Raw genomic sequence first — 19,642 nt, forward strand, 5'->3', positions numbered from 1 at the left:
TAGCTGTAGCCATCCAGTTCTCTTTGCAAGGCTTTGAAGGGCGTTTGTGAGCAAGACGACTGTAACCTCCGGTAAGAACACTGTAAGCCTAGCTTTTCCGGTTGGATTTGGAAGTTTTTTTCTTTTTGCGTGGATGTTACGGGTACTCACTTTGATAGGTGCGTTCTATTCAGGGGTGAAGTCTGTGTTTGATTTCTATTCAAAGCCAAGAATAATCCTGGTGGGAAGAAGCCAAAAGGATGCAAGAAGGTTAATTGAGGCTTTCGATGATCGCTTTGACGTCAGATATGTTGAAGAGGTGTCCGAAGAGTTTGGCCGTTTCTCCGACGCAATGATTTTCGACTACGTCAGTGAAGAGATCATCAAGAATCTTCGCTCAGGTTCGGTTCCTTATTTGTGCCTAATCGGGACAGAGAAATCGATTGCAAAGTACTCTCTCGAAGCGGAAGAGTATCTTCTCAAAGGGCCGGGATATCTGCATTATCTTCCAGAGATAGTCTACTCGATGCTCGAGAAGCATCGTCTTCAGAAGACCCTCGATTTTGAACGAGAGAAGTATATGGGGCTCGTTAACAGCATGGGTTGCGGAATGCTTATTCTGAGGAAGAGAGATGGGAACGTAATTTTCTGTAATAAAGTGGCACAGAGTCTACTGGGATACGCAGAAGAAGAGATCGAGAAGATGCGCTTGCAGGATCTTGTTTATGATGAACCCTTTGCTTTGCAGACTATTCTGGGAATTGAGAAATTCGACACCGATAGAGAAATCGTGATGTCGACTAAGGCGGGCGGAAAGATCTACGTCATTTTCAACACCTCAGAGACGCTTTACGGTGCGGAGAGAGTTGTTCAGCTAACATTCATGGATGTCTCCAAACAGAAAAGAGATAGAGAAGAGTTGATATTCCAGTGGCGCTTTCTGGACAATGCCGAGGAAATCGCGATTGCCGTGGATGAGAAGGGAAGAATAGTCTATCTGAACAGGTTCGCTGCAGAGATTCATGGCTACGATCTTGAAGAGATGATTGGGGACAATCTTACCTCCTATCTCGTACAAGACGAGGGAGAAGCCAAATCAATGCAGTTTTCGATGATGAAGTCCGGTAAATGGAAGGGCCGGCAGCTTCATAAACGCAAAGACGGTTCGATATTCACGGTACAAGCCAAACGAAGCGTACTGCGCGTTGACGACAATGTCTATGAGCTTGTGATAGGGATAGACGTAACCGAGAACATCGAGCTTCAAGAACGATACAACCTGCACTCACTGCTTCTTAACGGTACAGGAGATCTCGCAGTTGCAACCGATATGGAGAGCAGATTGATCTACATGAACGAGGCAGCAGAGAGATTCTTCGATACAAGTCTGAAAGATGAGCAGGGAAGAAGAACTGACGAAATCAACTCAAGAACCCTCAGATCCTTTCTTGAGATTGCAGTCTCGCAATCCTTTGATTCAAACGAAAAGAGAATACTGCTCCCAAGAAGCGACGACTCGCATCTTTCAGTTGAATTCACCAGCAAGATAGTTCGCGATTCCAGCAAAGAGGTCGGCATAATCTTCTTGGGGAGACAGCTCGATTAGAAACCCGTTCTGAAGATCCGGCTACACGAAATTACCGCATGTTTCTTCATTGATTCTGCAACAAGATTATCTATTCAGCAGTCAGATATTTCAAATTGGAGTACCCTGTTCATTTTTGTCAGGAAAAGAGAAATGACTCTGTATGCTCTGAAAAATGATTCCGTTATTGTGATTCTGCTGAAACTTCAAGGATGGCGTCCCGCTTTCTGCTCACATATTTCGATAGTGATTTGTAATTGGCATCCTCCAATCCTTCCCGAAGGCTCTTTTAGAAACCTTGATACCCGGAGGACATTGTTTGCGCTTGTATTCGTTTCTCCTCAACAAACGAAGCGAGTGTTCTACGGTCCCTTCGTCAAAACCTTCAAGAACTATCTCTTCAGCCGACAATCCTTCCTCTATATGAAGCCTCAGAATTTGATCGAGTACTTCGTAGGGTGGAAGTGAATCTTGGTCTTCCTGACCCTCTCTCAACTCAGCCGATGGAGCTTTGGAGAACACATTTAGTGGAATCACACTCTTCCTTTCAAGTTCGTTTATTCGCTCCGCGATTTTGTAGACCTGCGTCTTATAGAGATCCTTTAGAACTGCGAGACCGCCAGCCATGTCTCCATAAAGAGTCGAATAACCTGTGGCCATCTCGCTCTTGTTGCCAGTAGTCAGGACGAACCAGCCGAATTTGTTTGACAGAGCCATCAATATCATTCCGCGTATTCTCGCCTGCAAATTCTCTTCAGTGACGTCTTCCGATGTACCCAAAAATGACGATTCCAAGGTTTTCTTTACTGCACGCATGATTCCATCGATTTCAATATCGAGGATTTCTATACCCAGGTTTTCAGCAACTTCCAGTGCATCTCTCTTTGATTCCTCCGAGGTTATTTTCGAAGGCATCATGACACCCTTAACATTGTCTCTGCCGATTGCTCTTGCGGCTAAAGCGGCGACAAGGGAGGAGTCCATTCCCCCGCTGAGACCAAGAACGACCTTTTCGAAGCCGTTCTTCTTCAGGTAATCTCTTATCCCTAACTCCAGAGCAGCTAGCAGCTCATCGCGGCTGTCTAGTTCCTCATTCTCCATAACCGGACATACTGAAGGACTCTGCCCGTGGAATGGTTTGATTGAGACTTCTTCAAGACTAACCTGCATAGAATAGTCCTTCCTTTTTCCCTCAAAGAGGTTGTATCGAGTCGAAACATCTGTGTCAATATCAAGCGCCATCAAGTCTTCTTCAAAAGCCTTTCCCACGGATATTCTTCCGTCCGGCATTGCCACACAACTCCTACCATCGAAAACTAGATCGTCCTGGCCGCCCACCAGATTGCAGTATACAATAGTACTGGAGTATTCCATGGCTCTAGTGAGGAAAAGGGAAGACCTGGTCCTATCTTTCATTGCGGTAAACGGAGACGCGGAAAGATTGAGTATTAAATTGGCACCGGCAATCGCCTGATCATTTATCGGCCCCGAAGGAACCCAGAGATCTTCACATATGTTGATTCCGATCCTCGTCCCCCCATATCTCACAAGAAGCGGATGCTTTCCAGGAGAGAAATATCTCCTCTCATCAAAGACCGAGTAATTGGGAAGGCTCATTTTTCTGTACACAGCCCTTATCTCACCGCCATTGAGGACGGCAGCAGCATTGTAAATCTCATTAGAAAAGTCGACAAATCCGAGAACCACCATAATTTCACTTCGCGCAGTATAGCACGCTATTTCATTCAATGTGGCAAGATTCTCTCTAAGAAACCCCGTATTGAGCAGAAGGTCTTCGGGCGGGTATCCGGTAACTGTAAGTTCGGGAAACAATACAATTCCAGAATCAACAGCAACTGCTTTGTCAATTGCCTCGATTATCTTATTCTTGTTTCCTTCAAGATCCCCAACCGTTGTGTTTATCTGGGCGAGCGCCGTTCTTACTATCATTTCGAGACCTCCCTGATGTATTCGAAGTGATTCACGAACTCTTGTGCAAGATCTCTGGACTCGATTATAGCAACAATTTCACGGTTTTTCCCCCAGCCGCTTAGAGAAGCATTTGCCGAGCCGGTTATCACAACTCTGCCGTCGACCACGAATGTTTTGTCATGGACTGTAATAGAAGTCGATTCAGACACTTCCATTCCGGAAGTGAGATAGTCTTTCAAGGGAGAGTCGTCGTTCCAGCTGTCGATCACCCCTACGATTCTTACCCCCTTGGAAGCGCAGAATTTCAGAGCCGCGAGCACCTGGGGATCAGTGAATGCGAACATACCAAATCGGATTTCCTTTCTTGCCTTCATGAGCTCACTTATTACACGCTTACGTGCTTCCTCCGAGGGACATAGGAAGAAGACCATGTTTTCGATTCTGGTCATTCCTCTGGAGTTGCCGGTTTCAATTGCCCTGTAATAGTCAAGAAACAATGCGGCAAGTCTGGCAGATTCGAAAATCATGAAGCTGTTTGAGTCCTCTCTGAGGCTACCTTCGGTGAAATTTCCAGTTCCGAAGACTACGATTCTTCTGTCAACGACAAGAAACTTCGAATGAACAAGGGCCGTAGACATATCGCTCGAAACTGTAAACTCCGGAGATTTGTCGAAGACTCTCGACACGGTTGAGCTGTCAATCAGCACCGAGATCTTCACACCTTTCTTTTGAAGACGATTCAGGCAAGCTACTATCTCCTGCTCATCCAAAGAATATGATACAAGGACAACTTCTTCCTCCGCACTCTCTAGAACGTCGACTATTCTCTCTACGGCTCCCCCATCATCAGTGAAAAAGACAGAAGCCGATGCCACAATAGCGATAAGGACCACGAAAGCCAGAATAATTCTCTTCATCCAGATCACCTTAACAAAAAAGCGGAGAACTCACGTTCCCCGCCTGGTGGAGACGAAGGGATTCGAACCCTCGGCCTATACAATGCCATTGTATCGCGCTCCCAACTGCGCTACGTCCCCACTCAAGGAAAATTATACTCTACCAAGTCTCACTTTTCAAGAGGTAGACAACGATCAAGCATGTCCTCTATTCTCAGATCTCTTGAGCCACTCGATAACGATCGGACTTGAGATGTACAGAGAGGAATAAGTTCCTACCACAACACCGACTAGCATGCCAAAAGCAAATGGCCTCAAAACCTCTCCGGAGAATATAAAGAGCGTGAGAACCGCAAGGAACGTCGTCAAAGAGGTGTTGATAGACCTGACTATTACATCGTTGATGCTTGTGTTGACTACAGTTTCTATGGTCTTTCCTCTCATCTTCTTGGTGTTCTCCCTTATCCTATCGTAGACTACGATTGTGTCATTCAGGGAGTATCCGACGAGAGTAAGGATCGAAGCAACGACCGGCGCATTGAACTCGATTCCAAAAATACTGTAGAAACCCATAACGATTATGACGTCATGAACAAGTGTCAACAGTGCGCCGACTCCAAAGGATAACTTGAATCTAATGGTTATATACAGTAGAAGAAGCGCCATGGATACTATAACAGCGATCCAGGCATAGCCTCTTATTTCCTGTGCAGCATAGCCGGAGATAGTGCTTACAGAGAGAATATTGCTTTCACTTACGCCTTCACTCTCAAGACCGGCCAATATCTTGTCTGTCACCGACTGTTCACTTTCAGAGGTGTTGACGATAACTGAGAATCTGCTTCTTTGTTCAGATGAACCCTCCTCAATCAGGGGCCTCTGCTTGATTATCCTTGCGGCCGCAAAACTAGGGTCCTCTGCACTGAGGAGCTCTCTCATCTCTGCCACAGTCATGTCAACATCAGGGACAGATACGCTGATTTCGATTCCGCCTGTGAAATCCACACCAAAATTGAAGCCTTTAGTGAAGATAAAAACGATCGAAACGACTATCAAAACTAGGGAAAGAGCAATGAAATACTTTCTTTTTCCAACGAAGTCTGCTTTGAAAGTCATCTCGCATCTCTCCCTTCTGTTTCAACTTCAACGTAACGATGAGGCTTGAGACTTCCTGCCATCCCAGTGAGCACAGTTCTGGATACCACTATGTTGGTAAACATTGCACCTAAAACACCTATTATCAAGGTAATGGCGAACCCCTTAACTGTCCCCGTTCCGAAGTAATAAAGAACGAGTCCTGCAAGTATCGTGGTCAGGTTGGCATCGAAAATAGTCCACACAACTTTAGAGAAAGCAGAGTCTATTGCGTTTTCCGGTGTCTTGCCCAACCTTAGTTCTTCCTTTATCCTCTCGAAAATTAGGACGTTTCCATCAACGGTCATTCCAATGGTCAGAACAATACCCGCTATACCTGGCAAGGTAAGGATCGAACCGGTCAAAGATATCATTCCGAAGAGAAGAATCGCGTTGTACAGCAGAGCCAGATCGGCTACAAGACCCATTTTCTTGTAAAAGACAACCATGTAGATCATAATTATTATTATTCCAGCCACTCCGGCCCAAAGACTTGAGTTGATTATGTCTCTTCCAAGTGTAGGAGAGAGAACCCTCTTGTTGAAGGATGCAAGATCAACAGGAAGATTTCCGCTTCCAACAAGTATTGACACCTCTCTCGCTTCTTCAATAGAATCCAGTCCTTCAATCACTGCGTTTCCGTCAGAAATCTGGGACTGAACAAGAGGAGCGATAATCACCCTGTCGTCCAGGACAATTGCAAGCCTCTTCTTCATGTCTGTATCAGCATATGTAGACTTCACTGAAGTAATGTCCCTGAAAGTCTTCGCCCCTTCGGAGCTAAACTTCAGAGAAACCATGAATCTGCCCTGACCGGGTCTCGGCTGATTATTGACAAGGGGCTTGGCATCGGTAACAACGCTTCCATCAAGTTCTGCGTAGCTCGAGCCGACGCTTACCTTCGGACTTATGAAATACCAGGTATTGTTCTGTACTCCGCCTGTGTATTCTCCGTAGTGAAGCTCCTTCACCCAGTAAGGTTCGGCTCCCTGAAGCTTTCTTCTGCTTATCTCCAGTGACATTCCTGCAGGGATCGAGGGAGTTGAGACCGAAGTTTCGATCGCAAGAACATCGGCAAAGTAAAGCCTACCGGTTTTTCCAACCAGGTTCTCCGCTCTGGAAACATCCGTTATTCCAGGAATCTGGACCCGTACTCTTACAGGTGGAATATCCTCTCCAAAGGAAATTCCTGCGGTCACTTTTTCGACTGTCGCTTCAGTGAACCCCGCAGCATCCAATCTTGCTCTCAAGACCTCTATAACCCTGTCTGCGAGAGCATTCATCTCTGAATCTGAGACATCAGTAAGCATTTGGTACTCAAGAAGAGCTCCACCCTTTATATCAAGCCCTAACTTGATGTTTGCAGCTAGCTTATCCAGGAAGCTGCTTCCGGCCGGTGCACTACCGTGAGGTATGAGCAGCGGAAGTAACGCTGCTATCAAAACCACAACGGTAACGATCAATCGTTTTTGGTTTGCTCTCATAAGGACTTCGCCCGAAAGACTCGGACAGACACCCCCTTCCAATATCTGCGAATATAACTCAAACTATTACTGCTTAACGTTTACATCGGGTTCTACTTCTTCCTTTTCATTCTCGCCCTTGTTCACCACAACGGCAATCGCTTTTCTTGTAACGTCGAGTTCTGTACCGGTACCGGTCCTGAGCCTGAGACTATCCGGTTTTATCATAGTGATCTTCCCGATTATTCCACCGGCCGTTACGACTTTATCACCAACCTTAAGCTTCTCCATCAGCTGCTTGAACTGCTTATCCCTCTTTCGTTGAGGCATAATAATCAAGAAGTAGAAGAAAGCAACCATAAGGACCAACCAGATAATAATACCCGAAAAGCCCCCGGCTGAAGCCCCAGCATCTGCCGAAGGAGCTGCAACATCTCCTGCTGGGGCATATGCTATGAAACTAAGAATTGAAAACATTTACATACCTCCTGTCATGGTTAGAGCACCTGTATGATTTTACCAGAATAGACTACCCAATTCAACTAACAAACCTTTTCGGAGTTCTGTCGCTGCCAATAGGAAACGGCTTACATGATATAATTCCGTTGACAAACGGATGAAAGGGAGGAAGATCATGAGTAGCCTGCTGAAAGAAGCTGAAAGCAGAATGAAGAAAAGTGTTGAAAAGATCGTCGAAGAGTATGGTCAGATGAGAACGGGCAGACCTTCTCCTGCCCTTCTTGAGTCCGTAAAAGTCGACTACTATGGGGTCCCGACTCCGATCAATCAGATGGCAACGGTCACAGCAACAGAAGACAGGTCTCTTATCATCAAGCCGTGGGACAAGACCGTTCTGGGCCAGATAGAGAAGGCTATATTCGCCTCCAGGCTTGATCTGACACCCATCAACGATGGAGTTAACATCAAACTCAATTTCCCGATTCCGACAACGGAACAGAGAGAAAAGTGGGTAAAGCTTGCAAGAGACACCGCCGAGAAGGGGAAGATAGCAATTCGAAACATTCGAAGAGACGCAATCAAGGAGGCAAGGGATTTGGAGAAGGCCTCAGAGATGACTGAAGATGACCTAAAGAAATTTGAGGAGGATATTCAGGAACTCACGAATAAGTACATAGAAGAGATGGACAATGCTTTCGAAAAGAAGAGCAAGGAGATTATGGACTTTTAATGTCACTTCCCGTTCATGTTGCCTTCATTATGGATGGAAACGGCCGATGGGCAAAGAAAAGAGGACTTGAAAGAATTGAGGGACATAAGAAAGGGGCAGAAGTTGCAGATTCGGCCTCTCATTGGTGTGCTGATCTTGGAATACGATACGTAACACTCTATGCGTTCTCCACAGAAAACTGGAGGCGTCCACGACAAGAAGTTGATTTTCTTTTCGAACTTATGCTCATTTATATAAGCAGCAAGCTTGACAATATGCTCGAAGAGGGGGTTAGAATGCGTTTCATCGGAAGACTGAATGAGCTTCCCGTAAAACTCATGAGCTTCACCGAAGAAATCGAGAAAAAGACTTCCTCGTGCAGAAAACTGGATGTCATTGTTGCTTTGAATTACGGAGGAAGGGCTGAGATTGTCGATTCCGTCAACAGAGTTCTAGAAAGTGGAAAGCAGAGGGTATCGGAGGAGGACATAAAGGAGAACTTATATCTTCCCGATGTGCCTGAACCAGACCTGATAGTAAGAACTTCTGGGGAAGAGAGAATCAGTAACTTCTTGACCTGGCAGTCGGTTTACAGCGAGCTCTCCTTCACCAGGACGTTGTGGCCCGATTTCACAAAAGCGGAATTTGTGAAGATAGTTGAAGAGTACTCTAAAAGGAATAGAAGGTTTGGTGCATTAAGCTGATGAAGAAGATCTCGGAGACAAATATCAGAATAATTACAGCTGCTGTGGTTGCTCCTTTCGTGATTCTGTGTTTCGTTAACTACTACTCCTTCATAGGTCTGGTCTCTACCGTAGTTCTCTTCTCGAACTACGAATACCTGAAGTTCAGTTTGAAGGAAAACGATCATCAAACCGTCCGAATTGCCCTTTCGGGAGTTACCCCCGCGATAATAGTTGTATATGGGATACTTCTCGACAGATTTGAAAACGTTGAATCGGCGGCGCCTCGACCGGAACTGATATTTGCTGTTGGTGTGATTTCACTGACTTCGATCGTAATAGTAACCGTTTCAGATGTAAGGAGCGCAAAAGAGATAATTGCGAATGCCGTTTTTTCGTTGATTTATGTGGGCTTCGATCTTGCATTCTTTTATCATATCTATCTTGGATTTGGCGCTTCGATGGCACTGATGGCGCTTACGTCTGTATGGCTCTTTGATACAGGAGCGTATTTCTTCGGAAAACGCTTCGGTCGCATCAGAATATCTCCAAGTTATAGCCCTAAGAAGAGTCTTGAAGGTGTAATCGGAGGATATGTGACCACTCTTTTCTTCATGCTGCTTTTCGTCTCCATAAGTAAGTTTGTGGGACTCTACAATGGACCCGATCTCGGGATACCCCATTTCATGGTTCTGGCGATTGTAGTATCAGTATTTGGCACTATCGGAGATATCGCGGAGTCGTCTTTCAAGAGATATCACGGCGTTAAAGATTCCGGTAATCTACTTCCCGGCCATGGTGGTATGCTAGATCGTATAGATGGTGTTCTTTTTGTGACACCCATGTTCTATATATTCCTTACTCTTTTGACTTGAGGAGGCCAACCTAATGAAATACATGACCGGAGCTGAGATAAGAGAGAGTTATCTCAAGTTTTTTGAATCGAAGGACCACAAAAGAATACAGAGTGCTTCACTTATCCCGAACGATCCACAACTGATGTTCACTGTTGCCGGCATGGTTCCCTTTAAACCAATCTTCTGGGGAAAGGTCGATTCCACGTATAAGAGAGTCACAACTTGTCAAAAGTGTGTGAGAACCAACGACATCGAGAATGTTGGTAGGACGCCCAGGCATCAGACTTTTTTTGAAATGCTTGGAAACTTCTCGTTTGGAGACTATTTCAAGAGAGAAGCAATAAAGTGGGCCTGGGAATTCGTTACGGAGCATTTGGCTCTACCAGATGAGCGCTTATGGGTTTCAATATACTTAGATGACGACGAAGCGTTTTCCATATGGAGAGATGAAGTCGGAGTTCCCGAGAAAAAGATCGTTAGGCTTGGAAAGGCAGATAATTGGTGGGGACCCGCCGGTCCTTCGGGTCCTTGTGGGCCTGATTCAGAGATTTTCATAGACAGGGGTCACCGAGAAAACTGCCCGGATCCCGAAAACTGTAGTCCTGCTTGCGACTGCGGAAGATTCCTTGAATTCTGGAATCTTGTATTTACTGAGTTTAACCAGGATGAGGAAGGAAATCTCTCCTATCTAGAAAGAAAGAATATCGATACGGGGTTCGGGCTTGAACGAGCCACCTCGATTCTTCAGAATGTCGACTCGAACTTCGATACTGATCTGTTCATACCCATAATCAGGAAGATCGAAGAGCTTCTAGGCGTTAAGTACAAGGAGAAGGAAGTCTCCGACGTCTCGATTAAGGTTATTGCAGACCATGCGAGATCAATTGCATTCATGGTTTCCGACGGAGTTTTACCTTCCAATGAGGGCCGGGGGTATGTACTCAGAAGAGTTCTCAGAAGGGCTGTGCGCCACAGTTCACTACTCGGGCGTGATTCACCATTTCTTTACAGAATTGTGGAGACAGTAGCAGAGCAGATGGGGGACGTCTATCCCGAGCTGAAGAACAGGCTTTCATTTACGCAGGAAATCATCCTGAAAGAAGAGGAAAGATTCCTCTCAACGCTATTGAACGGCGAGAAGAGGCTTAAATCAATTCTGGCAGATAAGAATGAACTGTCGGGCTCCGAGTTGTTCATTCTTCACGACACTTACGGATTCCCGCTGGAACTTGTCGAAGAGATCGTTTCAGACACCGGCGTTAGGCTGGACAGAGAAGGGTACGAAAGAGAAATGAAGTTGCAGAGGCAGAGGGCAAGAGAGGCGTTGGGAGACAGGGAGTATCTGGGCAACATCGAAGTCTACTCCAGTATCTTTCCAACAACTGGCAATTCAAAATTCACAGGTTACTCAACACTTGAAGATAGATCGACCATAGTCGCGATTTTGAAGGATGGGGATGCCGTGGAAGCCCTTCAAAAAGGAGAAACGGGAGACGTTATCTTCGAAAAGACTCCCTTCTATCCCGAAAGAGGTGGACAGGTAACAGACACCGGGCTTATTGAGACCGAGACAGCGCTGGCCAGAGTTGAGAGTGTGTTCATTCCTTATCAAGAGATGATAGTCCATAGGATTTCAGTCGAAGAAGGAACCGTGCGGGTGAAGGACCACGCCAGGCTAATCGTAGATACAGACCGAAGAAAAGCGATAATGAGAAATCACACCGCAACTCATTTGCTGCACGCCGCTCTCAGAAAAACTATTGGTGGCCATGTTCACCAGTCTGGATCACTGGTTCTACCTGACAGACTGCGCTTCGATTTCTCACACTTCCAGTCTTTATCAACAGAAGAGCTAAATAAAGTAGAGAACATGGTTAACGAAGAGATTCTCAAAGCAAAAGCAGTCGATAAGGCAGAAAAGAGCTTTGATGAAATCAAGGGTGAAGACGTAGTGGCCCTCTTTGAAGAAAAATACGGCGACAAGGTTCGAGTAATCACTATAGAAGGATTCAGCAGAGAGCTGTGCGGAGGAACTCATGTAAACAACACCGGAGAGATCGGTCTCTTCAAGATTCTCTCGGAGACCTCCGTAGCAGCCGGAACCAGAAGAATTGAGGCAATTACGGGAACCACTTCGCTTGAATATTTTCGCAATCTCTTCAACAGACAGAGGACGATCAGAGAAGTACTTGAAGTTCCTGAGGATGTAATAATTCAGCGGCTTCAGGGTATACTCGACGAACTTAGGTCCGGCGGACAGGAGATTGTCAGATTAAAGGAGAAGCTACTTTCGGGCGATGCTCTAATGAAAGATAAGAGATTGTCAGCCAAAGGTGTCAATTTGCTTATCAGAAGAGTCGAAAACGCACCGTCCAGTGCATTGAGAAACGGTGCAGATGTTCTCCTCAGCAAGGAAGGTGGCGGCATAGTGATGATCTTCAATGAACTGGAAGATTCTGTTTCTTTCGTCGTGAAGGTCGAGAAGAAACTTACTGACAGGTTTAGGGCAGGAGAAATCGCAAAGAAGATAGCCCACGACCTGGGAGGGGGCGGCGGCGGCAGGCCAGACTTCGCCCAGGCAGGTGGAAAGGATGTTTCTAAATTGGAAAGCGTCATAGACAGGATCGATGAATACCTATAACAATGAGTTTGACGAGGCCTGTTTGGGCAGTCTTTTTGCTGTCTCAGTTGCCCCCGACGATCTTTCCCTTGACAGTCTTGCTTTTGTGGGAGATGCAGTGTACACCCTTTATTTCAGACTGAAGACTCTCCCGCAAGCACATCGGAGGGCCGGTTATCAGCACAATATTGTGAAAGACTACGTCAGCGCTCCCGGTCAGAAAAAGGCTCTTGAAGAGGTCGAAGGACTTCTCGACGAAGAGGAGAGGGAGATAGTCAGACGGGGTTACAATTCAATAGGTTCGAAGAAACATGGGGACGACGAGGATTATAGAATGGCTACCGCTCTCGAGGTTCTTATTGGTCATCTATTCCTTGAAGGAAGAGTCAACAGGATAAAAGATCTGCTCGAAAGGGTGATTTGATGTATCTCCATGGCAGAAATGTACTGAAAGAACTGCTTGGAATCGACTCATCGCGACTGAGAATCAAACGAATACTCTTTACCAATCAGAGGAATGTCGATACTCAGTTGCTCGAGCTTGCCAAAGAAGCGAAAGCTAAGGGGTTTAGAATAGAAGAGACGTCCCCGGAAAAACTCGCAGGTCTCTGCCGAGAAAAGAAGCATCAGGGAGTGGTAATTGATCTCAAGGAGTTCTCATACGTGAACTCCGAAAAAATCCTTGATAATCTTGAAAGGCAGAGCACAGCAACCATTGTGCTTTTAGACCAGATCCAGGACCCCCATAATCTTGGAGCGATTATCAGGACGTCGGTTGCAGCCGGTGCCGATGCCATCGCAATCACTTCGAGCAACTCTGCAGAAATTACTCCGGCAGTCGTAAAGGTCTCTGCAGGACTTGCCTTCAGTATCCCAGTAATCAAGATAGTTAATATGGCGCAATTTGAGAAATCTCTCAAAGAAAGAGGTTATTGGATATACGCTTCAGATATGAACGGAACTCCTTATTACGAAAACGAATATTCTGAAAAATCGGCAATAATATTTGGAAATGAGGGAAAAGGAGTCAGGCGGTTGGTGAAAGGGAGAAGCGACGTTCTCATTTCGATTCCCATGGAGAGAACGGTAGATTCGCTGAATGTCGCTGCCGCTGCGGCGATCATCTTATTCGACAGACGGCGCCAGCTCGCCGTAAGAGGAGCGTGAACAAAACTAATGAGAATACGTGAACTGTCGTCCGAGGTTGTCAGGAAGATTGCCGCAGGTGAAGTCGTAACGGGGTGCTTTTCCGTAGTGAAAGAACTTGTAGAAAACAGTATAGATGCCGGTGCAACAGCTATAGAGATTGAGATCAAATCGGGCGGGAAAGAATACATAATGGTTAAAGACAACGGAAGAGGGATGACCAAAGAAGAAGCAAGTGTTGCTATTATGCCTCATACTACCAGTAAGATTATCTCCATAGATGATCTTGATACTCTCCTTACATTCGGCTTCCGGGGAGAGGCCCTCTCAACGATAGCCTCAGTGTCGCGCATGAGGCTGTCAACCATCTCAGATAACGAGGAGCTTGGGGTGGTTCTCGACATTGCCGGTGGGGATATCACAGGAGAGAAACCTCTAAGCGGTTCGAATGGAACTGCGGTCGAAGTCTTCGATCTTCTCTATAACACGCCCGCCAGAAGGAAGTTCTTGAAATCTGCCTCAATTGAAGGCCGCATGGTAACTGAGATGGTTCAGAGATTCATTCTCGCATTCGATGGGATCGATTTCACTTATTCTCGGGATTCTCAAGTAATCTACGATACAAGGGGCCTTGAATCGGTCGAGGCCAGAGCCGCCCTGATCTATCCAGGGCTTTCCGAAAAAGACTTGATACCAGTTTCGGAAAGCTCAGCAGAAATAAAGATACGGGGTTTTGTTACACTCCCAAATCGCACAAGAAAGAATAGAATGGGCGAAAACATCTTCGTGAACGGCAGATATGTGCGACAATTTGAACTAAACTTTGCTCTCGAGAGGGGTTACGGAGAAACTCTTCAAAAGGGGAATTTTCCTTTTGCCGTTCTTTTCATTGATATTGATCCTCAGCAAGTCGATGTTAACATCCATCCTCAGAAACTCGAAGTTAAGTTTGCCTCTACTGCATCCGTTCTGGATAAAGTAAAGAGAGCTGTGCGGTCGGCCATTAAAGGTGCCGGTCATTTCACTATCAATGTAGTCCATAGCGAAGATAACACTACCGGAAGTTCGGAGGAACGGAAAGATATCTCAGAGATTTATCAGGATCACGGATTAAGTGATCACGGCTTCAAACACTCCTGGAGGAACCAAAAAGTCTTCGATAACAGTGCTAGCGACACCTATACGCAGTCCAGATTCGATCGTCACCTTTTCAGATCATTTAATCCTGCCGAAAAGCGTGAAAGTTCACCAAACAAGGAAAAAAGTGGAGTAGCAAAAGCAAGCTTTATTGGTGTTTTCGGAGAACGGTATTTGATTGCGGAATCCGAGGACGGTCTCTTGTTGGTCGATCAGCATGCAGCTCACGAGCGGATCATTTTCGAGGCTCTCAAAGAAAGCAAGAGAATCTCCCCGCAGAATCTTCTCATGCCTCTTGAGCTGAATCTCGAGAGGTCCAAAATGGATATGGTTATCGCAAGAGAGGAGACGTTGAAGAAACTTGGGTTCACTTTCAATTTCGACAATGATAAAATCATAATGGTATCTATCCCTCAAGTCATGAGAACGGAGGGTGCAATAGATACACTCGAGGAAATTCTCGACGAGATGAGGTTGGAGGGTCTTGAAACTCCTGAGAGGGTTTTCGATAATCTGTTGGCCTCTATAGCATGCAAAGCGGCAATAAGGACTGGAGACAGACTTGACATAGGGCAGGCTGAAGCTCTCTTTGAAGAGTTGAAGAAGAAGAATCTTCTTGTATGCCCCCATGGAAGACCGATATCCATGGTAATAAGGCTGGAGGATCTGGATAGATACTTCTCCAGATAGCTCTCAGAAACAATGCTTCACAGCAAGGGAAACCGGTGCGAATCCGGTACGGTCCCGCCACTGTAAGCGGTACGAACTCTGCACATGCCACTGGGCAACCGGGAAGGCGCAGAAAGTAGGTTGATCCGCAAGTCAGGAGACCTCTGTGAGGCTCAGATATCACCATCCTTCCGAGGCAGAAGGATGGTGAAATTCCTTGCAAAAGGGGTGAGTTTTTTGAAAAGGTTTTTGGCAGTCTGTTTTGTGATGCTATTCTTTGTTCTATCACTGGCATTTGAAATCGTGGATGATCTTGGAAGACTCGTAACGATCAATGAACCTCCCAAAAGAGTGGTTGTCGCTTCTCCCGCTATAACGAAGTATCTTGAGGTTCTTGATCTTTCATCCAGAATCGTAGGAGTAACCGACTGGGATCCATTTGCGCTTTCGAACGAAGTAGAAAAGATCGGCAATCTCGTTCCTCTCAACCTTGAGAAGATACTCTCTCTTGATCCTGATCTGGTAATGATCTCTGGTGGCTTTCAAGAGGCGGAAGTTGCCAAGCTCGAGAAGATCGGGATCTCTACCTTCGTCATGAATCCGAACTCTTTCGAGGATATCTACAGGAACCTCATGGTTGTTGGCAATTTGTTCGGCATACCTGATAAAGGACGGATAACGGCGATGAACTTCAGAGATGAGGTTCTTGAAATCGCAAAAGACTCCTATAATGTTCCACAGAATGAGAAGCCCAAAGTTGTATACGTTATGATAGCCGGCGAGGTAAGCGATATCTGGACTTGCGGAACGGGATCTTTCGTGAACCAGGCGATCGCATATGCCGGTGGGGCAAACGTCGGAGCACCTTACAGCGGAAATAACGGATGGTTTCCCGTCAGCCCTGAATTCGTTCTGAACTCCCAGCCGGACGTAATTCTTGTACCCTATTATTATGAAGGTGGGCAGGAAGAGGCGGTAAAAATGATAACTTCTTACAAACCATTTGCAGATCTTCCGGCTGTGAAGAATAGTCGTGTCTACCCTCTTTATGACGGCTTAACTGCATATGCAAACCCTGATTTCGTGGATCTCGTTAAGACATTGAAGGAGCTCTTCTATTGAAACGTGTTGCACTTTTCGCGTTTTTTTCCACAGCATCCGTACTTGGGATGCTGTGGCTCTCAAGTTTCGGAACAGTCAATTATTCCTTGACTGAGATCTTCGGCATATTTTTTGGAGATTCTTCGGGGCCAGCTTCCAGTATCTACGTGAATCTCAGACTACCGAGGTTATTGGTAGCTTTCCTGATCGGCTCAGGGTTGGCGGTAGGTGGAAACGGGCTTCAATTGACTCTGAAGAATCCCCTGGCAGACCCATATATTATCGGCATATCGGCAGGGGCCTCCTTTGGAGCTGTGTTGTCTTTGTTCTTGAGAGATGTCGGAAGAATATCGTTGAACATGGACCTCCTTGCTTTCGTCTTTGCCTTGTTCTCTTCCTTCCTAACCTATGCGATCTCCCGCAGAGGTGGGAGAATCCCTATAACAACACTTGTTCTTTCCGGAGTAATAGTCTCCTTTCTTTTCAACGCGGCGGTGACTTTTCTTGTCGTATTTGCCTGGCGAAATGTAATTACCTTGCATTTCTGGTCTCTCGGTTCTCTGTCGGGTGTCACCTGGGATGATTTTTTGAAACTGCTTCCGGTAATTGTTCTCCAGTACGCTTTGTTCACGACAATTCGCCGAAGAATGATAATAATGGCAGCCGGAGAAGAACACGCCATGACAGTCGGAGTTCACCCGGAGCGCATAAAGTTCCTGGTATTCTTCACCGTATCAATCGTTTCGGCAGTTGCAGTCTCGACGGCTGGTTTGATAGGGTTTGTGGGACTTGTTATACCCCACATGGTTAGGCTTGCCTTTGGCACAGACAGCAAACTGAACCTACCCGCAACTGCAATGTTCGGCGGAGTTTTTCTGGTGGTCTGCGATACCATAGCGAGAACGCTCTTTCAACCCACGGAACTCCCAATCGGTGCAGTGACTGCCCTGGTAGGCGCTCCCGTCTTCATATATCTTCTAAGAAGCAGGGAAGTGGCCAATGATGGTTGATCCAATACAGGTCAGAGATCTGCACTTCAGTTATGGAAAGGAAGAGGTTCTGAGTGGAATCGATCTGGAACTAAGGCACGGTGAAGTGCTTGGAATACTGGGACCAAACGGAAGCGGAAAATCTACTCTGATGGGTGTTATCTGTGGAATTAGAAAGAACTGGAGCGGACTTGTGAAAATCATGGGAGAAGACCTTCAAGGCCTCTCAACAAAAAAACTGGCAAGAATAGTATCCTACATACCACAGAGCTTCGAACCATCATTCGATCTGAAAGTTGAGACTATTGTCTCGTTTGGAAGAAATCCACATCTGAGGGGACTGGGAAACATGACAAATGAAGATTACAGGATAATTGAGGAATCGATGACGCTTACGGAAGTATACGAATTCAAGGATCGTCCCTTCAGTACCCTCAGCGGGGGTGAGAAACAGCGTGTAATAATTGCAAAGGCTCTTGCCCAGGAAGGGAAGATACTTCTTATGGACGAGTTCACAACTCATCTAGACCCGGGACATGCTAGAAGAGTTGGAAAAATCGCGACCGATCTCGTCCGCGCAAAAGGGCTAAGTGCAGTAGCAATCTTTCACGACATAAATCAGGCGGTAGAGATTTCAGACAGGCTTCTATTCATCAATAACGGAAGAGTACTTGCTTCAGGCAAGGTCCGGGATGTCGTTACTCCGGAAATCATTTGGCAGGTTTACGGCCTCAAATCAAAAATCATGGAAAATCCGATCAGCGGGCTACCACTGGTAGTGTTCTACGATTGAGACATGGGATTGCTGACATCGGCTGCTTCGGCACCAGTGATCCTTACAAGCTCTTCGAAATTAGTCTCAACGGCGGAACCGGAAGTCCCCGCAGCAGGAAAAACAGTGTCATACTGTTGAAGAGACTGATCGACAATGATCTTGACTCCTGAAAGTCCATAGGGGCAAACGCCACCTGGCGAGAAACCTGTCACTCTAAGCGTTTGGGTCTCATCAGCCAGGCGAGGTTTCTCGCCGGCTATCTTCTTGAGCTTCGAGGGTGAAACTTTCCTATCACCGGGGCAGACCACAAGATAAGCTCTTCCACTTTTGCAAGTGAAGAGGATTGACTTCGCTATTTGACCGACTTTCACTTTCAACATCTGCGCAGCCGTTGTGGCCGTGGGTGTCGTCCCTTCGGGAAACTCGTAGAACCCCAGGTCGTTGGCCTTAAGTATAGCCAGCACCTTTTCTGGGATCATCGTACACCTCCGGGAAAGGAATTGAACTATGATACCACGAGTTTAAAAGTCAAATCGAGCAATTATTACAAACGTGGAGCAGAAAACCCTAAGTAAAAAGCTTTCGCCTTAATACTTAATAAAGGAAACGTTCAGGGTTTTCCGCAACCTTCTCGATTCGGACACACTGGCAAGCCGTTCCAGTAATTATGGAAATCAAAGTCGAGCATATGAGTGCACAATCTAGCATACTCTTGTGAACAGTCGCCAAGAGATAGCCTTCTTAAGCTCATTTTCACTCTCTCCATATAAGACCAGGTCAACAACATGCGTGTTTCTACAGACTTTTTTTGACAGCCTGTCACAACCTAGAATTTCACTTACCATCATCTTCCTTACCGCGACAATCCAGCCTCTTCCAAGAACCAATGGCGTCATCAGAAATCCGCGCGCAAAAAAATCAGAACCTGCTGAATCTTTCCAACCGCCTCGAGCGGAAAAGCTCGGTTTCCTGATCGCCTTCATCGCTTTGTTAGCAGTGCTTCACCAGTATAATGAAATATATTTATATAGATTCTGTATTGCCTTTGGTTTACAATGTGGTAGTGTGGTAAACTATTGGTGTACATACTCATGTGCCCTATCCAAATTCAATCATTGGAGGTGGTATTATGAGACTTACGGTAGTTCTACTTCTGCTCTGCCTTCTCTCAGTCTCTTTCGCAAACGATCTGGTTCAAACAAAACAGACGCGTGTCGAACTACCGGGTTGTTATATCATCAGATGCTACTGAAGCTGTTTCAGGGGTGATCAGGGATACGACTGCGTACTAACGGGCAGAGCGCCGAACTTCGATGGAAACGGAAATCCACTGGCCGTAATATTGCATCTCTATCTAGATTGTTACGTCGTTTATTTCCTCGTTCAGTCCTGCAGTTCCAGCGGTGACTTTTCCGGCATCGGAGAGGTTGAAGGTTCGGTGGGTTGTTTCATAAACACCGGGCCTTACGAAGGCTCTTGCTTCACTTACGAGTCATCATGTGCCTGTT

17 protein-coding genes, 1 tRNA gene and 1 riboswitch are annotated in these 19,642 nt (G+C 46.1%); of the genes, 11 read left to right on the forward strand and 7 right to left on the reverse strand.

The genetic code is table 11. The features are described 5' to 3' along the window. Positions 1-46 precede the first annotated feature (46 nt). Positions 47-1,585, forward strand: coding sequence for a PAS domain S-box protein (locus B3K42_RS00630; protein ID WP_292596254.1), 1,539 nt, complete (start codon positions 47-49; stop codon positions 1,583-1,585). A 210-nt stretch (positions 1,586-1,795) separates the two neighbouring features. On the opposite strand, the gene B3K42_RS00635 is transcribed toward B3K42_RS00630, so the two are convergent. The 6 genes from B3K42_RS00635 to yajC all read right to left on the reverse strand — a co-directional run bounded on the left by B3K42_RS00635 (position 1,796) and on the right by yajC (position 7,466). Beyond that, positions 1,796-3,514 (reverse strand): NAD+ synthase, encoded by a 1,719-nt coding sequence (locus tag B3K42_RS00635; RefSeq protein WP_292596255.1) that lies wholly within the window; start codon positions 3,512-3,514, stop codon positions 1,796-1,798. After that, positions 3,511-4,413 (reverse strand): phospholipase D-like domain-containing protein, encoded by a 903-nt coding sequence (locus tag B3K42_RS00640; RefSeq protein WP_292596257.1) that lies wholly within the window; start codon positions 4,411-4,413, stop codon positions 3,511-3,513. Before B3K42_RS00640 ends, B3K42_RS00635 begins: the two co-directional genes overlap by 4 nt. Positions 4,414-4,457: 44 nt before the next feature. Next, positions 4,458-4,533: transfer RNA gene (locus B3K42_RS00645), tRNA-Ala, on the reverse strand. 54 nt (positions 4,534-4,587) lie between these two features. Continuing rightward, positions 4,588-5,508, reverse strand: a complete 921-nt coding sequence (secF, locus tag B3K42_RS00650) for a protein translocase subunit SecF (RefSeq protein WP_292596259.1) — start codon at positions 5,506-5,508, stop codon at positions 4,588-4,590. Continuing rightward, a complete protein-coding gene (gene secD / locus B3K42_RS00655) occupies positions 5,505-7,010 on the reverse strand; it encodes a protein translocase subunit SecD (RefSeq protein ID WP_292596261.1) in 1,506 nt (501 codons plus the stop codon). The genes secF and secD overlap by 4 nt, the downstream gene beginning before the upstream one ends. A 66-nt stretch (positions 7,011-7,076) precedes the next feature. Continuing rightward, a complete protein-coding gene (gene yajC / locus B3K42_RS00660) occupies positions 7,077-7,466 on the reverse strand; it encodes a preprotein translocase subunit YajC (RefSeq protein WP_292596263.1) in 390 nt (129 codons plus the stop codon). A gap of 154 nt (positions 7,467-7,620) precedes the next feature. On the opposite strand from yajC, the gene frr reads away from it, so the two are divergent. The 10 genes from frr to B3K42_RS00710 all read left to right on the forward strand — a co-directional run bounded on the left by frr (position 7,621) and on the right by B3K42_RS00710 (position 18,152). After that, positions 7,621-8,178, forward strand: coding sequence for a ribosome recycling factor (frr, locus tag B3K42_RS00665; RefSeq protein ID WP_349680940.1), 558 nt, complete (start codon positions 7,621-7,623; stop codon positions 8,176-8,178). After that, positions 8,178-8,861, forward strand: coding sequence for a polyprenyl diphosphate synthase (uppS, locus tag B3K42_RS00670; protein WP_292596267.1), 684 nt, complete (start codon positions 8,178-8,180; stop codon positions 8,859-8,861). The genes frr and uppS overlap by 1 nt, the downstream gene beginning before the upstream one ends. Beyond that, positions 8,861-9,715, forward strand: coding sequence for a phosphatidate cytidylyltransferase (locus tag B3K42_RS00675; protein ID WP_292596269.1), 855 nt, complete (start codon positions 8,861-8,863; stop codon positions 9,713-9,715). Before uppS ends, B3K42_RS00675 begins: the two co-directional genes overlap by 1 nt. A 13-nt stretch (positions 9,716-9,728) precedes the next feature. Next, a complete protein-coding gene (gene alaS, locus B3K42_RS00680) occupies positions 9,729-12,338 on the forward strand; it encodes an alanine--tRNA ligase (protein ID WP_292596271.1) in 2,610 nt (869 codons plus the stop codon). 22 nt (positions 12,339-12,360) lie between these two features. Further along, positions 12,361-12,741, forward strand: a complete 381-nt coding sequence (locus tag B3K42_RS00685) for a Mini-ribonuclease 3 (protein ID WP_292596273.1) — start codon at positions 12,361-12,363, stop codon at positions 12,739-12,741. Continuing rightward, positions 12,741-13,484 carry a 23S rRNA (guanosine(2251)-2'-O)-methyltransferase RlmB gene (gene rlmB, locus B3K42_RS00690; protein ID WP_292596275.1) on the forward strand — a complete coding sequence of 248 codons (744 nt, stop codon included), beginning with the start codon at positions 12,741-12,743 and terminating at the stop codon, positions 13,482-13,484. The genes B3K42_RS00685 and rlmB overlap by 1 nt, the downstream gene beginning before the upstream one ends. Before the next feature lie 9 nt (positions 13,485-13,493). Beyond that, entirely contained in the window at positions 13,494-15,290 is a 1,797-nt protein-coding gene (gene mutL, locus B3K42_RS00695) for a DNA mismatch repair endonuclease MutL (protein ID WP_292596277.1), read from the forward strand. 25 nt (positions 15,291-15,315) lie between these two features. After that, positions 15,316-15,433, forward strand: a riboswitch (cobalamin riboswitch). A 64-nt stretch (positions 15,434-15,497) separates the two neighbouring features. Then, a complete protein-coding gene (locus B3K42_RS00700) occupies positions 15,498-16,391 on the forward strand; it encodes an ABC transporter substrate-binding protein (protein ID WP_292596337.1) in 894 nt (297 codons plus the stop codon). Continuing rightward, on the forward strand, positions 16,388-17,380 hold the full coding sequence (locus B3K42_RS00705; protein WP_292596279.1) for a FecCD family ABC transporter permease: 993 nt from the start codon (positions 16,388-16,390) through the stop codon (positions 17,378-17,380). The genes B3K42_RS00700 and B3K42_RS00705 overlap by 4 nt, the downstream gene beginning before the upstream one ends. Next, positions 17,370-18,152, forward strand: coding sequence for an ABC transporter ATP-binding protein (locus B3K42_RS00710; protein WP_292596281.1), 783 nt, complete (start codon positions 17,370-17,372; stop codon positions 18,150-18,152). The genes B3K42_RS00705 and B3K42_RS00710 overlap by 11 nt, the downstream gene beginning before the upstream one ends. Here the strand turns inward: B3K42_RS00710 and B3K42_RS00715 are convergent. Further along, a complete protein-coding gene (locus B3K42_RS00715) occupies positions 18,143-18,613 on the reverse strand; it encodes a YbaK/EbsC family protein (protein ID WP_292596283.1) in 471 nt (156 codons plus the stop codon). The genes B3K42_RS00710 and B3K42_RS00715 overlap by 10 nt on opposite strands. Positions 18,614-19,642: the final 1,029 nt, after the last annotated feature.

The organism is Mesotoga sp. UBA6090 (genome assembly GCF_002435945.1).
In the GTDB taxonomy this organism is placed as follows: domain Bacteria; phylum Thermotogota; class Thermotogae; order Petrotogales; family Kosmotogaceae; genus Mesotoga.

Bases quoted from the DNA above. Each gene is read 5' to 3' on its own strand.
- B3K42_RS00715 (WP_292596283.1), bottom strand. From the start codon at position 18,613: ATGATCCCAGAAAAGGTGCTGGCTATACTTAAGGCCAACGACCTGGGG.
- rlmB (WP_292596275.1), top strand. From the start codon at position 12,741: ATGTATCTCCATGGCAGAAATGTACTGAAAGAACTGCTTGGAATCGAC.
- mutL (WP_292596277.1), top strand. From the start codon at position 13,494: ATGAGAATACGTGAACTGTCGTCCGAGGTTGTCAGGAAGATTGCCGCA.
- alaS (WP_292596271.1), top strand. From the start codon at position 9,729: ATGAAATACATGACCGGAGCTGAGATAAGAGAGAGTTATCTCAAGTTT.
- B3K42_RS00710 (WP_292596281.1), top strand. From the start codon at position 17,370: ATGATGGTTGATCCAATACAGGTCAGAGATCTGCACTTCAGTTATGGA.
- B3K42_RS00675 (WP_292596269.1), top strand. From the start codon at position 8,861: ATGAAGAAGATCTCGGAGACAAATATCAGAATAATTACAGCTGCTGTG.
- yajC (WP_292596263.1), bottom strand. From the start codon at position 7,466: ATGTTTTCAATTCTTAGTTTCATAGCATATGCCCCAGCAGGAGATGTT.
- secD (WP_292596261.1), bottom strand. From the start codon at position 7,010: ATGAGAGCAAACCAAAAACGATTGATCGTTACCGTTGTGGTTTTGATA.
- B3K42_RS00635 (WP_292596255.1), bottom strand. From the start codon at position 3,514: ATGATAGTAAGAACGGCGCTCGCCCAGATAAACACAACGGTTGGGGAT.
- uppS (WP_292596267.1), top strand. From the start codon at position 8,178: ATGTCACTTCCCGTTCATGTTGCCTTCATTATGGATGGAAACGGCCGA.
- secF (WP_292596259.1), bottom strand. From the start codon at position 5,508: ATGACTTTCAAAGCAGACTTCGTTGGAAAAAGAAAGTATTTCATTGCT.
- B3K42_RS00640 (WP_292596257.1), bottom strand. From the start codon at position 4,413: ATGAAGAGAATTATTCTGGCTTTCGTGGTCCTTATCGCTATTGTGGCA.